Origin of the sequence: Mesorhizobium comanense, from assembly GCF_005503535.1 — a bacterium.
Lineage (GTDB): Bacteria > Pseudomonadota > Alphaproteobacteria > Rhizobiales > Rhizobiaceae > Mesorhizobium > Mesorhizobium comanense.
The window spans coordinates 73,518-92,050 of the sequence record NZ_SCNN01000014.1 but is presented as its reverse complement, the minus strand read 5'-3'; the positions used below and the strand labels follow the sequence as shown (position 1 = coordinate 92,050).

Genomic DNA, 18,533 nt, shown 5'->3' with positions numbered 1-18,533 from the left:
CCTATTTCAGCCAGTCGGCGAGCTTCGCCTTGCGTATATCGCGCAGCAAAGCGATGAAGCCATCGGCCTGATGCACGGCGGTTAGCCGGCCCTTTTCAGCCGTGGCGATGCTGGCGTCGCCGACAACGCCGTTCGGATTCAGGTCGCTGGCGATCCAGGCATAGGCATGGGTGCCGGTCTGGCGCAGCAGCGAGAACTCCTTCTCCGCGCTGGCGACATTGGATATGAAATTGTCGGCCTTGCCCATGTCGACCAGGTCGGGCCGGAAATGCAGCATCAGCGAGGTCTCGACATCGCCGCCATGGATACCGTGGCGATCCTCCAGTTCGGTGTACATGCCGGCCGGGCGACCGAAGCGCTGCCAACTCGTCTTCACCGCCAGCATTTTCTCATGCACGCGCAGTTCGCGCGTGACGACGCCCATGATTTCCTCATTGCCGCCATGCGAGTTGACGACGATGAGCTTGCGCACGCCGGCGCGCGCGATCGAGTGGCCGAGCTCCGTCCAGGCCTGGATCAGCGTCGTCGCCGGCAAGGTGAGAGTGCCCGGCGCATGCAGATGTTCGTTCGACTTGCCCACCGCCTGGACCGGCAGGATGCGGATGTCGAGATCATCGGGCAGGCGGGCGATCACCGTGTCGAGCATACCGTTCATGATCGAAGTGTCCGTCGACACCGGCAGATGCGGGCCGTGCTGCTCGATCGCGGCCACCGGCAGCACGGCGATCGTCGCCTCGGGATCGATCGAGGCATATTCTGTCGTCCGGTAGTCGCCCCACCAGACGCGTCTCTTGGCTACGGTCATTTTCTGCCTCTTCAGATTGTCCGGCAGACGTAGCGCGGCGTGGGCGGCCTGTCGATCACCCGGCAGCGATCGCCTCGACTTCAACCTTGAATTCCGGTCGCGCGAAGCCGGAGACGATCATCAGCGTGGAGGCCGGGGCCGGGCTGGAAAACAGCCTGTCGCGAACGTCCATATAGGGCCGCAGATGGGCACGGTCGGTGACATAGGCGTTGATGCGAACGATGTCCTGCAGTCCCAGCCCCGCCTCGCCAAGCACCGCCGCGATGTTGCGAAAGCAGAGTTCGGCCTGCGCACCCGCATCCTCGGGAATCTGGTCGTCAACTGTTATCGCCACCTGGCCCGAACACAGGACCAGCCGTTTGCCTGCCGGCACCTCGACGCCGTGGCTGTAGCGGGCGAAGGGCGGCTTGATCGACCTGGGGGTGAGGAATCTGAACATGGCAATCTCCGGTTTGCACAAGCCTAGAGCCGGACGCATGGCGCCTTCAAGATGGTGGTGCATGCGGCCTGCGCGATTGTGGACAGTCGTCCAAAAAATAGGCACGATGCCTTCGGTGCAGCACGACCTTTCCGGCTTTCGCAGATGGCTGTGGTGCAGGCGGGCGGGTCCCGGCGCGAGACGCCGGTGGCATATGTCTTGCTTCTTGATTCTCTGGTGTCGAGCCTGGCGCGGGATGCGCCGGAGCAAACAAAGGGTGGTGTCGATGTACGCGAAACAGAAGATCTCGGTGGCGGTGATGGCCCTGCTGGCGGCCAGCACGCTGGGGGCCGCGGCGAATGAAAAAGTCACTTTCGGCACCAACTGGCTGGCCGAACCGGAGCATGGTGGATATTACCAGGCCGTGGCGGACGGCACCTATGCCGCCTGCGGGCTCGACGTCACCATCATGCAGGGCGGTCCGCAGGTTGCCGGCCGGCCGATGCTGCTGGCCGGCAAGCTCGATTTTTACATGGGCGGCAATCTGCTGTCGGCCTTCGATGCCGTCCAGCAAGGCATTCCGATGCGCGTGGTGGCGGCCGATTTCCAGAAGGATCCGCAGGTCATCATGTCCCACCCCGGCGAGGGGCTCGACAAATGGGAGGATTTGAAGAACGCCGACCAGTATATTCTTGGCGACGAAGGCGTGCAGACCTTCTTCCAGTGGATGGTCACGGCGCTCGGCTTCGACGCCTCCAAGCGCGCGCCCTACACCTACAACACCGCTCCGTTCATCGCCAACAAGAAGTCGATCCAGCAGGGTTACGTCACCTCGGAGCCGTTCGCGGTCAAGAAGGAAGGCGGCTTCGTCCCCAATCAGTTCCTGCTCGCCGACTATGGCTGGGATACGTATTCGACCACGATCGAGGTGATGCAGGACACGATCGACAAGAGGCCGGAGGTCGTCCAGTGCTTCGTCGATGGCTCGGCCAAGGGCTGGTACAAGTATCTCTACGGCGACAACAAGGCCGCCAACGACATGATCAAGAAAGACAATCCTGACATGAGCGACGAGCAGATCGCCTTCTCGATCGAGCAGATGAAGAAGTTCGGCCTGGCCGATTCCGGCGACACCGAAAAGCTCGGCATCGGCGCCATGACCGACGCGCGCATCAAGAGCTTCTACGACAAGATGGTCAAGGCCAAGGTCACGCCTGAAGGCATCGATATAACCAAGGGCTACACGCTGGCCTTCGTCAACAAAGGGGTCGGGCTCGACCTGAAGAAGTAGGCCAGCCTGGGCATGATCGGGGAAAAGGTGGCGCAAGCGCCGGCGTCGGACGTTGCTCCGACCTTGCTGGCGTTGCGCGGCGTCGGCAAGGTGTTCTCCAACGGCGTGACGGCGCTCAGCAATGTCGATCTGACGATCCGCGAAGGCGATTTCCTCAGCCTGCTCGGGCCGTCCGGCTGCGGCAAGTCGACGGCGCTACGGCTGATCGCCGGCCTGTCGACGCCGACCTCCGGCGTGCTCGACTGGCGCGGCGGCGGCTCGCTCGACCGCGCCAATATCGGCTTCGTCTTCCAGGAGCCGACGCTGCTGCCCTGGGCCAGCGTCTTCGACAATGTATGGCTGCCGCTCAGGCTGAAAGGCATTTCCCGCGCCAAGGCTGCCCCCGCGATCAAGCAGATGCTGGCGCGGGTGCATCTGACCGGCTTCGAGGACGCCGTGCCGCGCGAATTGTCCGGTGGCATGAAGATGCGCGTTTCGATCGCGCGCGCCATGGTGACCAAGCCACGCGTGCTGTTGATGGACGAGCCGTTCGCAGCACTGGACGAGATCACCCGCTTCAAGCTCAACAACGATCTTCTCGAACTCTGGCAGGACGAACGCTTCACCGTGGTCTTCGTCACCCACAGCGTCTTCGAAAGCGTGTTTCTCTCCAACCGGGTCGTGGTCATGGCGGCGCGACCGGGCAGGGTGTTCGATGAACTCGCCATCGAGGCGGCCTATCCGCGCGACGAGGCATTTCGCACCTCGCCCGACTATGCGGCCTTGTGCCGGCGGGCGTCCGATGTGCTGATCAGCGCCATCAATCTGACAGCGGGACCGCATCATGACGGCCATTGAGAACAGCCCGTTGCCGCTCGATCCGGAGGAAGCGCGCCGCGTGCGCCAGGAGCGGTTCGAGCGCATCGGCCGCTGGGTGCTGCCGCTGGCGATCATGATCCTGGCGATCTGGCTGTGGGATCGCATCTGCGTCTGGAACGAAATCCCGCAATATATCCTGCCGCGCCCGGGCGTGGTGCTGCAGACGCTCCACAACGATGCCGGCCTTTTGTTCTCTTCGCTGCTGGTCACCTTGCGCATCACCTTCCTCAGCCTGGCTTTGGCCGTCATCGGCGGCGTCGGTCTGTCGGTGTTGTTCGCGCAATCGAAATGGGTGGAGATGTCGTTCTTCCCGTTCGCCATCGTGCTGCAAGTGACGCCGATCGTGGCGATCTTTCCGCTGATCAACATCTATGTGAACAACCAGACGACCAAGCTTCTGCTGTGCGCCTGGATCGTCGCCTTCTTCCCGATCCTGTCCAACACCACGCTCGGCCTCAACTCCGTCGACCGCAACCTGCGCGACCTGTTCAAGCTCAATGGCGCGACGCGCTGGCAGCAATTGCGTTATCTCAGGCTTCCGGCGGCGATGCCTTATTTCCTCGGTGGGTTGAAGATCGCGGGCGGCCTGTCGCTGATCGGCGCCGTGGTGGCCGAGTTCGTCGCCGGCACGACCGGCCAGTCGTCGGGGCTGGCCTCGCGCATCATCGAGGCCGGCTACCGGCTCAACGCGCCAAGGCTGTTCGCTGCGCTGTTTCTGATCTCGCTCACCGGCATCCTGATTTTTCTCGTGCTGTCGCTGATTTCGCATCTCATTTTGCGGCGCTGGCACGAGAGCGCGCTGAAGCAGGAGCGCTAGGGTGCGTGACATGATTGAGATGTCCGGCAGGATTGAGGGGGGCACGCCTTGATACCGGCCTCCGGTTCTTACCATCTCGCCAACGTCCGTGTTCATCGCTCACTGACGCCGGGGCTTGCCGCAACTTATGACAATGACGGTTTTACGCTGGCCGACATTGCCGTCGCCGATGGCAAGATTTCGAGCATCGCCGCGCATGGCAAGACAAAAGCGCCGGCCGATACTGTCAATCTCGGCGGCCGCATCGTCCTGCCGTGCTTCGTCGATTGCCATACCCATATCGACAAGGGTCATATCTGGCCGCGAAAACCCAATCCCGACGGCACTTTCATGGGCGCGCTGAACGCCGCCGGCGCCGACCGCGTGGCGCGCTGGAGCGCCGAGGATCTCGCCAAACGCATGGATTTTTCGCTGCGCTCGGCCTACGCGCATGGCACCAGGGCGCTTCGCACCCATCTCGACAGCGTGGCGCCGCAGGAGGAGATTTCCTGGCCGGTGTTCGAGATGATGCGCGAGACGTGGCGCGGCAGGATCGAATTGCAGGGTTCCTGCCTGCTCGGCATCGAAGGGGTTCGTGACAAGGGGTGGTTCGAGGGGCTGGCGAAGCGGGTAGCCGCCGCCAAGGGCGTGCTCGGGGTCGTCACCTACATGGTTCCGGACCTGGAGGAACTGCTCGACCAGGTCTTCGCGCAGGCGATCAAGCATGGGCTCGACCTCGATTTCCATGCCGATGAAACCGACGACATTGCCGCCATCTCGCTGAAGAAGATCGCCGAGGCGGCCCTGTGGAGCGGCTTCGAGGGCAACATACTGGTTGGTCATTGCTGTTCGCTGGCGCGGCAGCCTGATCTCGAGGTTCTGGACACGCTGGACAAGGTGGCGAAGGCCGGGCTGGCGGTGGTGTCGCTGCCGATGTGCAATCTCTATCTGCAGGACCGGCGTTTGGACAAGACCACGCCGCGCTGGCGCGGTGTGACGCTGCTGCACGAGATGAAGGCGAGGGGCATTCCGGTGGCCGTCGCTTCCGACAACACGCGTGATCCCTTCTACGCCTATGGCGATCTCGACATGCTGGAGGTCTACCGCATGGCGACGCGCATTCTGCATCTTGATCATCCGGTCGCCGACTGGCCGCAGGCTGTCGCGGCGACGCCGGCGAGGGTGATGGGACTCGACGGGGTTGGTACACTTGCCGCCGGCGGCGACGCCGACTTCATCCTGTTCAAAGGTCGAAGCTGGACGGAATTGCTGTCGCGGCCCGAATCGGATCGCATCGTGGTGCGCGGCGGGCGCGCGATCGACCGGCTATTGCCAGACTATGCCGAACTCGACGAACTGATGGTGGGATGATGGATGTCTCGGCGCTGAAGCGCGATCTCGACGGGCTGAAGCTCGACGACAATCCGGCCATCGTCCAGCAGAAGAGCCGCGACTTCTACTGGTACAGTCCGGTGCTGAAAGAGCAGCTCGACCATGTCACCGGCGACTTGATCGTGACGCCGAAGGACGAGGCCGAACTGATCCGCGTGCTGGCAGCCTGCCACCGGCGCGGCATTCCGGTGACGCCGCGCGGCAGCGGCACGGGCAATTACGGCCAGGCGATGCCGCTGTCGGGCGGCGTGGTGCTCAATCTTGCCGAGATGAACGAGGTCAAGTCGATCGCGCCGGGCCGCGTGGTGACCGGTCCCGGAGCGGTGCTGGCCGACATCGACAAGGCAACGCGGGCGCATTCCGGGCAGGAGTTGAGGCTGTCGCCCTCGACTTACAACACGGCCTCGATCGGCGGTTTCATCGCGGGCGGTTCGGGGGGCGTCGGCTCGATCAATTTCGGCGGTCTGCGCGATTTCGGCAATGTGCTGCGCCTGCGCGTCGCGACCATGGAGGCCGAACCCAGGGTGCTCGAATTGACGGGCGAGGATCTGCACAAGGTGACCCACGCTTACGGCACCAATGGCATCATTTCGGAAGTCGAGATGCCGCTGACGGCAGCCTATGAGTGGATCGACGTGATCGTGGGCTTCGACGCCTTCATGGACGCGGCGCGCTACGGCAATGCGCTGGCCTGCCAGGATGGTATCCTGACCAAGCTGATCACGCCCGTCGCCGCCCCCGTGCCGCAGCTTTATTTCAAGCGGCACCAGAAATTTTTCAGGGAAGGGCAGAGCATCTGCGTCGTGATGGTGGCGCAGCATGGGCTCGATGCGTTTCTTGCTTTCACCCGCCGAGCGGGCGGCGAGGTAATTTTCAACGGCGCTACCGCTTCACCGGACGACAAGAAGGGCCTGCCGCCGGCCTATGAGCTGGCCTGGAACCACACCACGCTGAGGGCGCTGCGCGTGGATCCTTCGGTCACCTATCTGCAATCGCTCTATCCGTTTCCCAACCAGCTGGCGCTGGTCGAGAAGATGGATGCGATGTTTCCCGGTGAAGTGTTCTCGCATCTCGAATTCGTGCGGCTCGATGGCAACATCACCTGCTTCGGCCTGCCGCTGGTCAAATTCAGCACCCAGGCGCGGTTGGACGAGATCATCCGCTTGCATGAAGAGAATGGCTGTCCGATCTTCAACCCGCACCGCTACACCCTGGAAGAGGGCGGCATGAAGCAGACCGATGCCGTGCAGCTTGCTTTCAAGCGCGAAACCGACCCGCAAGGCCTGCTCAATCCCGGCAAGATGATCGCCTGGGAAAATCCGGACTATGACTATCGTTCCGGGAGAACCTTTTTGTTCAAGGGGCTGCAGAAGGCAGGGTGAATTGATGAGCGTGCGGCGCTGCACCCCCCTCTGGCCTGCCGGCCATCTCCCCCTCAAGGGGGGAGATTATGCGCTTCGCCGCTTTCGCCAACCTCCGACGCGGGAAAGACAGGTGCGGCGCAGAAGCTACCAATCTCCCCCCTTGAGGGGGAGATGCCCGGCAGGGCAGAGAGGGGTGCCTCGCGCTGACGTTCGGGATGTGTTCCCATGAACATCCTCGTGCTCTATGCCCATCCGGTGGAGACCAGCTTCAATGCCGGCCTGCACCGGACGATCGTCGAGCGGCTGAGCGCGGCGGGCCACAATGTCGATGACTGCGACCTCTACGCGGAGGATTTCGACCCGCGGCTGACACGGGCCGAGCGGCTTGGCTATCACGATCAGCGCGGGCCTGGCGATGCGGTTGCGGGCTACATCGAGCGGCTGCGGGCGGCCGAGGGCCTGGTGCTGTCGTTCCCGGTCTGGAATTATGGCTATCCGGCGATCCTGAAGGGTTTTTTCGACCGTGTTTTCCTGCCTGGCGTCTCATTCAAGCTGGTCGACGGCAAGGTGCGGCCAACGCTGCACAACATCCGCAAGATGACTGCTGTCACCACATATGGCGGCAGCCGGTTCCGCGCGATGCTGATGGGTGATCCGCCGCGCAAGGTGGTGAAGCGCATGCTGCGGGCGACGATCAGGCCCGGCGCCCGCGTCTCCTACCTCGCCCACTATTCGATGAACCTTTCGACCGACCAGACGCGCAGGGCTTTCACGGAGAAGGTCGCGGCCAGCATGGACGGCTTCTGATGCGCGCGCTGGTCGTCTACTGCCATCCGGTGCCGGAGAGCTTTTGCGCCGGGATTCGCGACGTGGCCGTCGAGGTGTTGAAGCGCCGGGGCTGGGAGGTTCGGCTATTGGATCTCTACGCCGAAAACTTCAATCCGGTCATGAGCTGCGAGGAGCGGCGCAGCTACAATGAGCAAGCGCCTCAGGATCCGGCGCTGAAGCCGCATTTCGAACTTCTCACCTGGGCCGAGGCGATCCTGTTCGTCTACCCGACATGGTGGTACGGCCTGCCGGCCATGCTGAAGGGCTGGCTCGACCGTGTCTGGGCGACCGACATCGCCTTCAAGCTGCCCGTGGGCAAGGGCGGAATCAAGTCGCTGATGACGCATGTCACCAAGGTCGGCGTCATCACCACCTGCGGCGCGCCGACCTGGTGGAGCGTCGTCGTCGGCCAGCCCGGCCGCAAGACGCTGCTGCGCGGCATGCGCGCGCTGTGCGCCACGCGCTGCCGGACGTTTTTCCTGGCGCATTATCTGATGGATGCCTCGACGCCGAAAAGCCGCGCGGCGTTCCTGGGGAAGGTGCGGGCGAGGTTGGAAAGGTTTTGAACGCCGACTTCCCTTCTCCCCCTGTGGGAGAAGGTGTCGCCGAAGGCGACGGATGAGGGGTGCTCCAGGGAACACCGGCGTCTCATTCCGCTGGAACACCCCTCATCCGTCTCGGCGCTGCGCGCCGATCCACCTTCTCCCGCAAGGGGAGAAGGTGAGGGCAGCGCTACATCTTCACCCGCTCCGACTTCGGGTCATACATCGGCTTCAACGACGCTTCCGCCGCAAAGCGCTCGCCTGCGATCTCGATCTCGTAGGTCGAGGCCAGCACGTCCGCCTCGCTCTCGCCCTGGCAAGGCACATAGCCCAGTCCGATCGCGCCGCCGAGATGGTGGCCGTAATTGCCCGAGGTGACCGGGCCGACGATCTTGCCGTCGCGCAGGATGGCTTCATTGTGGAAGAGAAGGGGTTGCGGATCCCTGAGCCGGAACTGCACCAGGCGGCGGGTTAAGCCAGCCTCCTTCTTCTTCAGCACCGCATCGCGGCCGATGAAGTCGCCCTTGGCCGTCTTCACGGCAAAGCCGAGGCCGGCTTCCAGCACATTGTCCTCGTCGGTGATGTCGTGTCCGAAATGCCGGAAGGCTTTTTCGATGCGGCAGGAATCGAGCGTGTGGAGGCCGCAAAGTTTCAGCCCGAGATCCGTGCCGGCCGCGTCGATTGCCTCGAACACATGGGCGGCCTGTTCGGTCGACACATAGAGTTCCCAGCCGAGTTCGCCGACATAGGTGACGCGGTGCGCCCGGGCGAGCCCCATGCCGATCTCGATCTCCTGAAAAGTGCCGAACGGGTTGTTCTCATTGGAGAAATCGTTGGGGCTGACTTTCTGGATCAGTTTGCGGGCGTCAGGCCCCATCAGGCATAGCACGCTTTCGGCTGCCGTTACGTCGGTGATGACGACGAACTCGTCGGTCAGGTGCTTGCGCAGCCAGGCGAGATCGCGCTGCAGCGTGGCGCCGGGAACGACGAGGAAGTAGGCCGTGTCCGACAGGCGCGAAACGGTGAGGTCGCTCTCGATGCCGCCGCGCTGGTTGAGCATCTGGGTGTAGACGATCTTGCCGGGCGCCACATCCATGTCGTTGGCGCAAAGCTTCTGCAGGAAGGCGCAGGCATCGCGGCCCTCGACGCGGATCTTGCCGAACGAGGTCATGTCGAACAGGCCGACCTTGTTGCGGACGGCCAGATGCTCCTCGCGCTGGTTGTCGAACCAGTTCTGCCGCTTCCATGAATAGCGGTATTCGCGCTCCTGTCCCTCGCGGGCGAACCAGTTGGCGCGTTCCCAGCCGGCGACCTCGCCGAACACGGCGCCGCGCGCCTTGAGATGCTCATGCAGGGGGGAGCGGCGCACGCCGCGCGATGTTGCCATCTGCCGGTAGGGGAAATGGTCGGCATAAAGCAGGCCGAGCGTTTCGGAGACTCGCTCCTTGAGATAGCGCCGGTTCTTCTGGAACGGCTGGGCGCGGCGGATGTCGACTTCCCAGAGGTCGAAGGGCGCTTCGCCGTCGTTGATCCACTGCGCCAGCGCCATGCCGGCGCCGCCCGAGGAAACGATGCCGATCGAGTTGTAACCGGTCGCCATCCAGTAGCCGCGCAGTTCCGGCGCCTCGCCGAGATAATAGCGGTCGTCCGGCGTAAAACTCTCGGGGCCGTTGAAGAAGGTGTGGATGCCGGCCGTGGCCAGCATCGGCATGCGGTTGACGCCCATTTCGAGGATGGGTTCGAAATGGTCCATGTCTTCAGGCAACTGGTCGAAGCAGAAATCCTCGCGGATGCCGTCCATGCCCCATGGCTTGGCCACCGGCTCGAAGGCGCCGAGCATCATCTTGCCGGCGTCTTCCTTGTAGTAGGCGCACTCGTCGGGAACGCGCAGCACCGGCAGACGGCCGAGGCCGGCGATCGGCTCGGTGACGAGATAAAAATGCTCGCAGGCGTGCAGCGGGATGGTGACACCGTTCTGGGCGCCCAGTTCACGCGCCCACATGCCGGCGCAGTTGACGACGATGTCGGCCTCGATGGTGCCCTGGTCTTGGCCTTGCGCCCACGACACGCCGGTGACGCGGCCGTCCTTGGTGTGAACCTTGGTGACCTTGACGTTCTCGACGATGGTGGCGCCGCGCTGGCGTGCGCCCTTGGCCAGCGCCATGGCGATGTTAGCGGGATCGCACTGGCCGTCGAGCGGCAGATGCACCGCGCCGACGACGTCAGAGACGTTGAGATGCGGATACATCTCCTTGACTTCGCTCGGTGAAATCTCGCGCACGTCGACATCGAAGGCGCGCGCCAGCGAAGCCTGCCGGTAGATCTCGTGCTTGCGCTCCTCGGTCAGCGCCACGGTGATCGAGCCGACCTGGCGCATGCCGGTGCCGACTTCGGTCTCGGCCTCCAGCTTGACGTAGAGGTCGGCCGAATATTTCGCCAGCCGCGTCATGTTCTGTGAGCCGCGCAACTGCCCGATCAGGCCGGCGGCGTGCCAAGTGGTGCCCGAGGTCAGCTGCTTGCGCTCGAGCAGCACGATGTCGGTCCAGCCGAGCTTGGCCAAATGATAGGCGACCGAGCAGCCTGAGACGCCGCCGCCGATGATCACGGCGCGCGCTTTGGTAGGAATGGTCTTGGTCATGCGGCCTCGCGGCGATAGGTGGAAGCAAAGCGGCGCAGCCGGGCGGCTGCTTCCCGCAAAACGGGCTCCGGCTGGCAGAGGCTGATGCGGATATGGCCGGCGGCGGCCTCGCCGAAGCTGGAGCCCGGCATCACGCCGACTTGCTCCTTGTCGAGGAGGGCCCAGGCGAATTTTTCATCGTCGGGTTCGACGGCGGAGACATCCAGCATGACATACATGCCGCCTTCGGATCCGCGCACGGTGACGTCGTTCATGCCGTGCACGGCGTCGAGGAAGACGGTGCGGCGCGCCGCGTAGCGCTCGGCGATGTCCTTGACGCCGTAACGGTTCTCCAGCGCCTCGGCGCAGGCGATCGATATGAAGGCCGGGAGGCCATAGGTCGTCACCAGATTGAGATTGATCAGCAACGTGATCATGTCTTGCGGACCGGTCAGCCAGCCCATGCGCCAGCCGGTCATGCCATGGCTCTTGGACATGGAATTGATGACCAGCGTGCGCTCGGCCATGCCGGGCAGCGAGCGCGGCGAGACATGCTCGCCGCCGCCCAGCGTCCAGTAGACTTCGTCGGAGAGCAGCCACAGGTCGTGCTCCCTGCAAATTTCGGCCAGCTGTTCCAATCTCTCGCGCGAATAGACCGCACCGGTGGGGTTGTTCGGCGTGTTGATCAGGATGGCGCGGGTGTTGGGCTTGAGTGCCGAGCGGATCATGTCCGCACGGGGTTGAAACCCATCCTCGGCCGGCGTCTCGACGACGGTGAAACTCGCCCCGGCGGCACTGAACGTGTTGGGGTAGGTGGCATAGTACGGCGCCACGACGATGGCGTGGTCGCCCTGGTCGAGAACGGCCTGAACGGCCGCGTAGAGGGCTGCCTGGCCGCCCGGCGTGGCGATCACCTGGTCCGGTGTCGTCTCGACGCCGGTGCAGGCGCTGGAAGCGGCTGCCATCGCCTGGCGCAGGCGCGGCAGGCCGGGCAGCGGCGTATAGTGGTGGTTGCTGCCGCGAACCGCGGTCACGCAGGCTTCGATCGTCTCAGAGGGCGTGTCGAAGTCATGGTCGCCGACCGACAGCATGATGATGTCTTCGCCGGCTTCCTTGCGGGTCCAGGCGGCGAAATGAACCTCCCAGCCATCCTTGCCGGACGGCACGATGCCGGAAATGCGCGATGATGGCCTAGGCATGTGTCCCTCCCGAAATTTCGTAGCCGGCCCGTTCAAGCCGGTCGCGCAGGGCGGCGATATGTGGCGGCCCGACCTCGCAGCAGCCGCCGACGATGCCGGCGCCGGCTTCGACCCAGCCCATGGCCTGATCTGCATAGGCCTGCGGGTCGAGATCGTGGCGGGCATGCAGCACCTCGACCGTACCGCCATGTTTCAGCGCCTCGACCGAGGTGAAGCCGTTGGCATAGGCGCCGACCGGACCGCCGAGCGCGATCAGTTCCGGCAGCGCGGCGCTGACGGCTTCGGGCCGGCAGCAATTGATCAGCCGTGCTGCGACCGGAAGATCGCCGAGGGTCGAGGCCGCGTCGGCGAGGGCTTCGCCGCTGCGCAGCCGCGTCGTGCCATGATCGGCGAGCGTCCATGACACCCAGACCGGCTTGCCGCTTTCCGAGGCGGCGGTGACGGCCGCGCGCGCTTCATCGGCGGACGCCATGGTCTCGCACAGAAAGAGATCGACGCCGTCCGCCTGCTCGGCAACGATGCGGCGGTAGATGTCGAGCGTCTCCTGATAGGAAATGGTCAGCGCAGGCGCATAGCTGCCGAAAAGTGGCGAGAGGCAGCCGGCGATGGCAGCCTCGCCGGCTTCGTCGCAAGCCTGCCTGGCCAGTTCGACGCCACGTTTCTGCAGCGGCTTGAACAGGTCCTCGGCACCTTCGCGCGCCAGCCGTTCGGGTGTTGCCGAATAAGTGTTGATGGTGATGACGCGGGCGCCGGCGCGGATGAACTCGGCATGCAGGTCGCGCACGAGATCGGGTTCGTCGATCAGCACCCGGGCCGACCACAAGGGCGTCGGCTCGGATTTGCTGCGCCGGACCAGTTCCTGGCCCATGCCGCCATCGGTGAGGATGATTTTCGTCATGCGCGCAGCCTTTCGTTCCTCGGATCCCAGAGCGGCTCATCCTTCTGTACGATCGCCTGGAAACGGTCACCGAAGATTTCGACCTCGACCGAGGTGCCGGGTTCGGTCAGATCGACGCGCAGCATGCCGAGCGCGATCGACTTGTCGATGCGATGACCCCAGCCGCCCGAGGTGGTCTCGCCAACGATCTGGCCGCCATGCCATAGCGTCGACATGTAGGGCGCATCGCAATCGCCGGGGTTTTCGACGACCAGCGTGACGAAGCGCTTCTTCACGCCCTGCTGCTTTTCGTTCTGCAGTGCGGCCTTGCCACGGAAGTCGGGCTTTTCCCATTTGACGAAGCGCTCGAGCCCGCCCTGCAGGATCGAATAGTCGGTCGAAAGGTCACCTTTCCAGGTGCGGTAGCCTTTCTCGAGCCTGAGCGAATCCAGCGCATACATGCCGAACGGCTTCAGTCCGTGCTTCTGACCAGCCGCCCAGATGACGTCGAAGATGGCTGATGTGTCGCCGACCCTGGTGTGGATTTCCCAGCCGAGTTCGCCGGCAAAGGAGACACGCACCAGCTTCGCCCAGCGGCCGGCGATCTTTGTTTCCTGATGCGTCAGCCATGGCAGAGTGAGGTCGGCATCGCAGACTTCGGCGAGGATTTTACGCGAGTTGGGGCCGGCCAGGATCTGGGTTGAATACTCCTCCGTCCGATCGGTCAGCGTGAAAGCCGCGTCTTTCGGCATGCGCGATTTCAGCCATTCGAAGTCGTGCCATTGCGCGACCGCCGCGGTGATCAGCGTCATCTGATCTTCCGCGTGGCGCACGACCGACATTTCGGTGACGATGCGGCCCTTGTCGTCGGAGAAATAGACGAGGCCGATGCGGCCGGGCTTCGGCACCAGACCGGTGACCTGCAGGCTCAGCCATTCGGCAGCACCGGGGCCTTCGAGGTTAAAGCGCGAGAAGCCGGGCAGGTCGAGAATGCCCGCCGCGTCGCGCACGGCCAGGCATTCTTCGCGCACGCGATGGTGCCAGGGGCCGTCACGGCGGAAGGTCAGCGTCGCTTCCTCGGAGATGTCGTCGCCGGGTTGCGCATACCAGGTGGCGCGCTCCCAGCCATTGTAGGCGTCGAAGCGGCCGCCGAGCGCCTTGATGCGGTCGTGGAGCGGCGACAGCTTCCTGTCGCGCCCTTCCGGCCAGGCGTGGCGCGGGAACTGGATGGCGTATTCGTTGCCGTAGATCTCCAGACCCTTGGCGACGCAATAATCGGGCGCCGCGGCAAAAGACGTGAAGCGGCGCGGATCGCAGGACCACATGTCCCATTCGGTCTGGCCTTGTGTCACCCATTCGGCCAGCACCTTACCGGCGCCGCCGCCTTGCGCAATGCCGAAGGTGAAGACGCAGGCCTCGAAGGCGTTGGGCACGCCGGGCATTGGGCCGATCAGCGGATTGCCGTCCGGCGCGTAGGGGATCGGCCCGTTGATGACCTTGGAAAGGCCGGCGGTGCCGAGGATCGGCACGCGGGCGACGGCATCCGCCAGATAGTGCTCAAGCCGGTCGAGATCGTCGGGGAAGAGCTGGAACGAAAAATCCTCCGGCATCGGATCATTGTGGGTTGCCCAATGCGCGCGGCAATTGCGCTCATAGGGGCCGAGATTCATGCCGCTCTTTTCCTGCCGCAGATAGTAGGAGGTGTCGACGTCGCGCAGCAGCGGCAGCTTCCTGCCCTGTTCCTTGGACCAGGCCGCCAGTTCGGGGATCTCCTCGAACAGGATGTATTGATGGCTCATCACCATCATCGGTACCTCGCGGCCGAACATTCTGCCGACTTCGGCGGCGCGATAGCCGGCGGCATTGACGACGATTTCGCAGCGGATCTCGCCTTGAGGGGTCGCAACGACCCATTCTTCCTTGTCGCGGCGCACGCCGGTGACCGGGCAGAAGCGGATGATCCTGGCGCCAAGATCGCGTGCGCCCTTGGCCAGAGCCTGTGTCAGCTGCGCCGGGTCGATGTCGCCGTCGCTCGGATCGAACAGCGCGCCTTTGAGGTCATGCGTCTCGATGAAGGGGTAGCGCCGCTTGATCTCGTCGACACCGACCACATCGATATCCATGCCCTGGTAGCGGCCCATGCCCTTGGCGCGCTGGAATTCCTGCATGCGTTCGTTGGAGTGGGCGAGCCGCAGCGAGCCGGTGACGTGGTAGTTCATGGGATAGTCGACTGCTTCGGCCAGACCCCGATAGAGCTCGGTCGAATAGCGCTGCATGTTCATCAGCGACCAGGAGGAGGAAAAGGTCGGGACGTTGCCGGCCGCATGCCAGGTCGAGCCCGACGTCAGCTCGTTCTTTTCCAGTAGCACGCAATCGGTCCAGCCGGCCTTGGCCAGATGATAGAGCGCGGAGGTGCCGACAACGCCGCCTCCGATGATCACCACGCGCGCCGTGCTCGGCAAACCCGCCATGTCTTTCTCCCAAACTTCAAGCGCGCCGCGCTTCCATTTTGTTGTGATGCATGCCGTTGCCCCAAAGCCGCCGCGCGGTTCTGGGCGATATGCATTTCAATAAACCGGTGGTGAAACCACCCAGATGACGACCGCCGGTTCGGCTCCCGGATTGCGCCAGCGATAAGGCTTGCCTTCGAAACGGAAGGAATCGCCTTCGCCGAGCCGGTGCCAGACCCCGTCTATCTCGATGTCGAACTGCCCCGACACGAGATAACCGGCCTCTTCGGTTGGCCGGCGCGCCACGGCCTTGAGCTCCGCACCGGGTGCGAAGACCGAACGCACCATCTCGAAGCTGCCACCGAGGTCAGGTGAAAGGAGTTCCTCCACCAGGCCGGATTCACTTGTGCCAAGCGTGCGGCGTTTGCCGGCGCGCACCACCACGCCGCGCTCGCTTTCCAAGGGCACGTCATGGCTGAAAAACAGGCTGATCGGTACGCCGAACAGTCCGGCGAAGGCCCTGAGATCGCCGAGCGACGGCGTCGACAGACCGCGTTCAACCTGGCTGACCCAGCCGACCGAGCGCCCGAGTTTCAGCGCGATCTCGGCCAGCGTCAGTCCACGCGCCCGGCGCAAGGCCCTGATATCGCTGGCCAGCACGCGTTCGTCAGGTCCCTGCAATGTTCGTGCTGTAGGGGAGGGTAAAGTGCTCATTTCATGAAAATTCCCATCCGATTTTCATGAGAGATCAAGCTCATGAAAAAATCAAGTAGATTTTCACCGATGCTCAAGATTTGCTTGCAGGATTTTGATGGTTCATGCAAAGGCTCCGCCTTGAGCGGCGAGTGGGGACGTCCGATCGACACAAAGGCTAAGGGACGGCCCATGCTGGAAAAGAAGGCTCGAATCGCTGACGATGCCGAGATCGTCGACGACGCCATCATGTCGCGTCGTTCCGTGCGCGCGTTTCTGCCCGACATGATCGATGACGACACGATCCGTGACATTCTGGCGGTTGCGGCACGTGCCCCGTCCGGCACCAACATGCAGCCATGGCGGGTCTACGTCACCAAGGGCGAGACCAAGCAACAGATATCGGATGCTATCCTGAATTCCGGTATTCGTGCCGAAAAGGCCGATTGGGACGAGTATCGCTACTATCCCACCCAGTTCTTCGAGCCTTATCTTACCCGCCGCCGGGCGAATGGGTTCGGCCTCTATGGCGCGCTCGGCATCGGCCGCCGCGAGGTCGACAAGATGCGCGCCCAGCACGACCGCAACTTCGTCTTCTTCGACGCGCCGGTCGGCATGATCTTCACCATCGACCGCCGCCTCAACCAGGGTTCATGGATCGACTACGGCATGTTCCTGCAGAACATCATGGTCGCGGCGCGTGGCCGGGGCCTGCATACCTGTCCGCAAGCGGCCTTCGCGCCGTATCACCGGCAGATCCGGCCGGTGCTCAACATTCCCGACGAGGAGATTGTCGTGTGCGGCATGGCGCTTGGCTATGAGGACACGTCCAAGCCGGAAAACGCCTTCCGCACCGACCGCGTTCCGCTCGAGGAATGGGTGACGTTCAGCGAATAGCCGCTTCCGATGGCTACGGGGCGAGGTTTGTCATTCGGTGTTCAAATGCATGCCGTGGCCGCTGACATGGGCGCCGTCCTGTGGCGTCAGCTTGAGGTAGGCCAGTAGCGCGCAGAGCGTGATGACGCCCTCGATCAGGAACAGGATGCGGAAATCGCCTGCGACGGCCTGACCGCCGCCGGCCAGGAAAGACAGCATCGCCGCCGCCAGGCCGACGCTGATGGCCACCGCCAATTGCCACAGGATGTAATAGAGCGCGCTGAAGCGGGCCAGCTGCTCGGGCGCTATGTCGGAATAAGCGAGATTGCCGGTCGACGCCCATTGTATGGAACGAAAGACGCCAAACGCAAAGATGTAGCCAAGCACGATCCAGACCGGTGTCGTTGCCTGCATCAAGGCGAAGCCCGCGACCATCGCGGCAATGACCGGCGTGTTGAAAACCAGCACACGGCGGAACCCGAACCGGTTGAGGACACGCGGCATGAAGAAACGCATGACCACCGAGCCGAGCGCGGCAACGAAGGTCAGCGATCCGGCCTGCACGGCGCTCATGCCGAAGCCGAGCTGGAACATCAGCGGCAGCAGGAAGGCGACGGAACTGAGGCCGATCGTATCCAGCCCGCCGCCGGTGAGGAAGGAGATGCGGAAGGTGCGGATGCGCAAAAGCTTGAGGTCGAGCAGGGGATTGGGAACGCGCAGGCAGTAGAGCGAGGCAATCGACAGGATGACGATCGCCAGAGCCAGCTCACCGGCAATCATGCCGCCGGCAGCGTCTTTGGCCGCAAGCGAATCCATGCCGAATACCAGCAGCACCATGCCGCTGCCAACCAGCACGAAGCCCGGGAAATCAAACCTCGTGCGCACGGGCTTGGTCACCGTCGGGAACAACGAGGCGGCAAGGATTGCCGCCGCCAGCGCGAACGGCACATTGATGAAGAAAATCCAGCGCCAGGAGATGTAGGTGGTCAGCGCGCCGCCGACGAGCGGCCCCACCAGCGGCCCGGTCTGGCTGGCCACCGAAATATACATGTTGACCTTCAGCGTACGGTTGCGCGGAAAGGTCGACAGGATCACGACCTGGCCCAGCGTGCCCATCAGCGCGCCACCAAAGCCTTGCAGCGCGCGGGCGCCGACCAGCGTCCAGAGATCGTTCGACAGTCCGCAGAGTGCGGAGGATGCGGCAAACACCAGCAGGGCAAAGCAGTAGACATTGCGCAAGCCGAAACGGTCGGCCGCCCAGCCGCCAAGCGGCATCGAAATGATCAGGCTGGCGACGTAGACGGTGATCAGCAGGCCGAGCTGGCTGGGCGGCCGGCCAAGGCTTTGGCCGATGCCCGGCAGCGCCGTCACCACGACATTCTGGTCGAGGCTGGTCATGAACACGCCGCAGGCGACCGTCAGCGGCAGCAGGAGCAAGGCTCTGGCCGACACATCGGCGCGATCGGTGGCGCCGGCGGATAGTTCAGCGGTCATGGAGATGTTCGAACCAACTATGCCGACTCTGAG

The 18,533-nt window shown here is 63.7% G+C and carries 16 protein-coding genes; 8 read left to right on the top strand and 8 right to left on the bottom strand.

Going from position 1 to position 18,533, the window contains the following annotated elements; translation table 11 throughout:
• Window position 1 precedes the first annotated feature (1 nt).
• Both FFS37_RS22775 and FFS37_RS22770 read right to left on the bottom strand, forming a co-directional pair.
• Window positions 2-805: a creatininase family protein gene (locus tag FFS37_RS22775; protein WP_137933217.1), complete on the bottom strand. Its 804-nt coding sequence runs from the start codon at window positions 803-805 to the stop codon at window positions 2-4.
• A 55-nt stretch (window positions 806-860) separates the two neighbouring features.
• Window positions 861-1,244, bottom strand: a complete 384-nt coding sequence (locus FFS37_RS22770) for a RidA family protein (RefSeq protein WP_137933216.1) — start codon at window positions 1,242-1,244, stop codon at window positions 861-863.
• 265 nt (window positions 1,245-1,509) lie between these two features.
• Here FFS37_RS22770 and FFS37_RS22765 point away from each other — a divergent pair, with 265 nt between their 5' ends.
• From FFS37_RS22765 to FFS37_RS22735, 7 genes are all read left to right on the top strand, one after another.
• The gene (locus tag FFS37_RS22765; RefSeq protein WP_137933215.1) at window positions 1,510-2,514 is read left to right on the top strand and encodes an ABC transporter substrate-binding protein; all 1,005 of its coding nucleotides are present in this window, start codon (window positions 1,510-1,512) and stop codon (window positions 2,512-2,514) included.
• Between the two features lie 12 nt (window positions 2,515-2,526).
• Window positions 2,527-3,351, top strand: a complete 825-nt coding sequence (locus tag FFS37_RS22760) for an ABC transporter ATP-binding protein (RefSeq protein WP_137933214.1) — start codon at window positions 2,527-2,529, stop codon at window positions 3,349-3,351.
• Window positions 3,338-4,189 carry an ABC transporter permease gene (locus tag FFS37_RS22755; protein ID WP_137933213.1) on the top strand — a complete coding sequence of 284 codons (852 nt, stop codon included), beginning with the start codon at window positions 3,338-3,340 and terminating at the stop codon, window positions 4,187-4,189. The genes FFS37_RS22760 and FFS37_RS22755 overlap by 14 nt, the downstream gene beginning before the upstream one ends.
• A 48-nt stretch (window positions 4,190-4,237) precedes the next feature.
• On the top strand, window positions 4,238-5,539 hold the full coding sequence (locus FFS37_RS22750) for a cytosine deaminase (RefSeq protein ID WP_137933212.1): 1,302 nt from the start codon (window positions 4,238-4,240) through the stop codon (window positions 5,537-5,539).
• Window positions 5,539-6,942: an FAD-binding oxidoreductase gene (locus FFS37_RS22745; RefSeq protein ID WP_137933302.1), complete on the top strand. Its 1,404-nt coding sequence runs from the start codon at window positions 5,539-5,541 to the stop codon at window positions 6,940-6,942. The genes FFS37_RS22750 and FFS37_RS22745 overlap by 1 nt, the downstream gene beginning before the upstream one ends.
• Window positions 6,943-7,149: 207 nt before the next feature.
• On the top strand, window positions 7,150-7,731 hold the full coding sequence (locus FFS37_RS22740; protein ID WP_137933211.1) for an NAD(P)H-dependent oxidoreductase: 582 nt from the start codon (window positions 7,150-7,152) through the stop codon (window positions 7,729-7,731).
• Window positions 7,731-8,318 (top strand): NAD(P)H-dependent oxidoreductase, encoded by a 588-nt coding sequence (locus tag FFS37_RS22735; RefSeq protein ID WP_137933210.1) that lies wholly within the window; start codon window positions 7,731-7,733, stop codon window positions 8,316-8,318. The genes FFS37_RS22740 and FFS37_RS22735 overlap by 1 nt, the downstream gene beginning before the upstream one ends.
• 166 nt (window positions 8,319-8,484) lie before the next feature.
• Here FFS37_RS22735 and FFS37_RS22730 read toward each other — a convergent pair whose 3' ends face one another.
• The 5 genes from FFS37_RS22730 to FFS37_RS22710 all read right to left on the bottom strand — a co-directional run bounded on the left by FFS37_RS22730 (window position 8,485) and on the right by FFS37_RS22710 (window position 16,151).
• Window positions 8,485-10,932 (bottom strand): GcvT family protein, encoded by a 2,448-nt coding sequence (locus FFS37_RS22730; protein ID WP_137933209.1) that lies wholly within the window; start codon window positions 10,930-10,932, stop codon window positions 8,485-8,487.
• Entirely contained in the window at window positions 10,929-12,110 is a 1,182-nt protein-coding gene (locus FFS37_RS22725; protein WP_137933208.1) for a pyridoxal phosphate-dependent aminotransferase, read from the bottom strand. The genes FFS37_RS22730 and FFS37_RS22725 overlap by 4 nt, the downstream gene beginning before the upstream one ends.
• Window positions 12,103-13,008: a homocysteine S-methyltransferase family protein gene (locus tag FFS37_RS22720; protein WP_137933207.1), complete on the bottom strand. Its 906-nt coding sequence runs from the start codon at window positions 13,006-13,008 to the stop codon at window positions 12,103-12,105. Before FFS37_RS22720 ends, FFS37_RS22725 begins: the two co-directional genes overlap by 8 nt.
• Window positions 13,005-15,458 (bottom strand): GcvT family protein, encoded by a 2,454-nt coding sequence (locus FFS37_RS22715; protein WP_137933206.1) that lies wholly within the window; start codon window positions 15,456-15,458, stop codon window positions 13,005-13,007. The genes FFS37_RS22720 and FFS37_RS22715 overlap by 4 nt, the downstream gene beginning before the upstream one ends.
• A 96-nt stretch (window positions 15,459-15,554) precedes the next feature.
• Entirely contained in the window at window positions 15,555-16,151 is a 597-nt protein-coding gene (locus tag FFS37_RS22710; protein WP_171026374.1) for a helix-turn-helix domain-containing protein, read from the bottom strand.
• A gap of 171 nt (window positions 16,152-16,322) precedes the next feature.
• Here FFS37_RS22710 and FFS37_RS22705 point away from each other — a divergent pair, with 171 nt between their 5' ends.
• On the top strand, window positions 16,323-17,027 hold the full coding sequence (locus FFS37_RS22705; protein WP_171026373.1) for a nitroreductase: 705 nt from the start codon (window positions 16,323-16,325) through the stop codon (window positions 17,025-17,027).
• 30 nt (window positions 17,028-17,057) lie between these two features.
• On the opposite strand, the gene FFS37_RS22700 is transcribed toward FFS37_RS22705, so the two are convergent.
• Window positions 17,058-18,500: an MFS transporter gene (locus FFS37_RS22700; protein WP_137933204.1), complete on the bottom strand. Its 1,443-nt coding sequence runs from the start codon at window positions 18,498-18,500 to the stop codon at window positions 17,058-17,060.
• Between the last annotated feature and the right edge of the window lie 33 nt (window positions 18,501-18,533).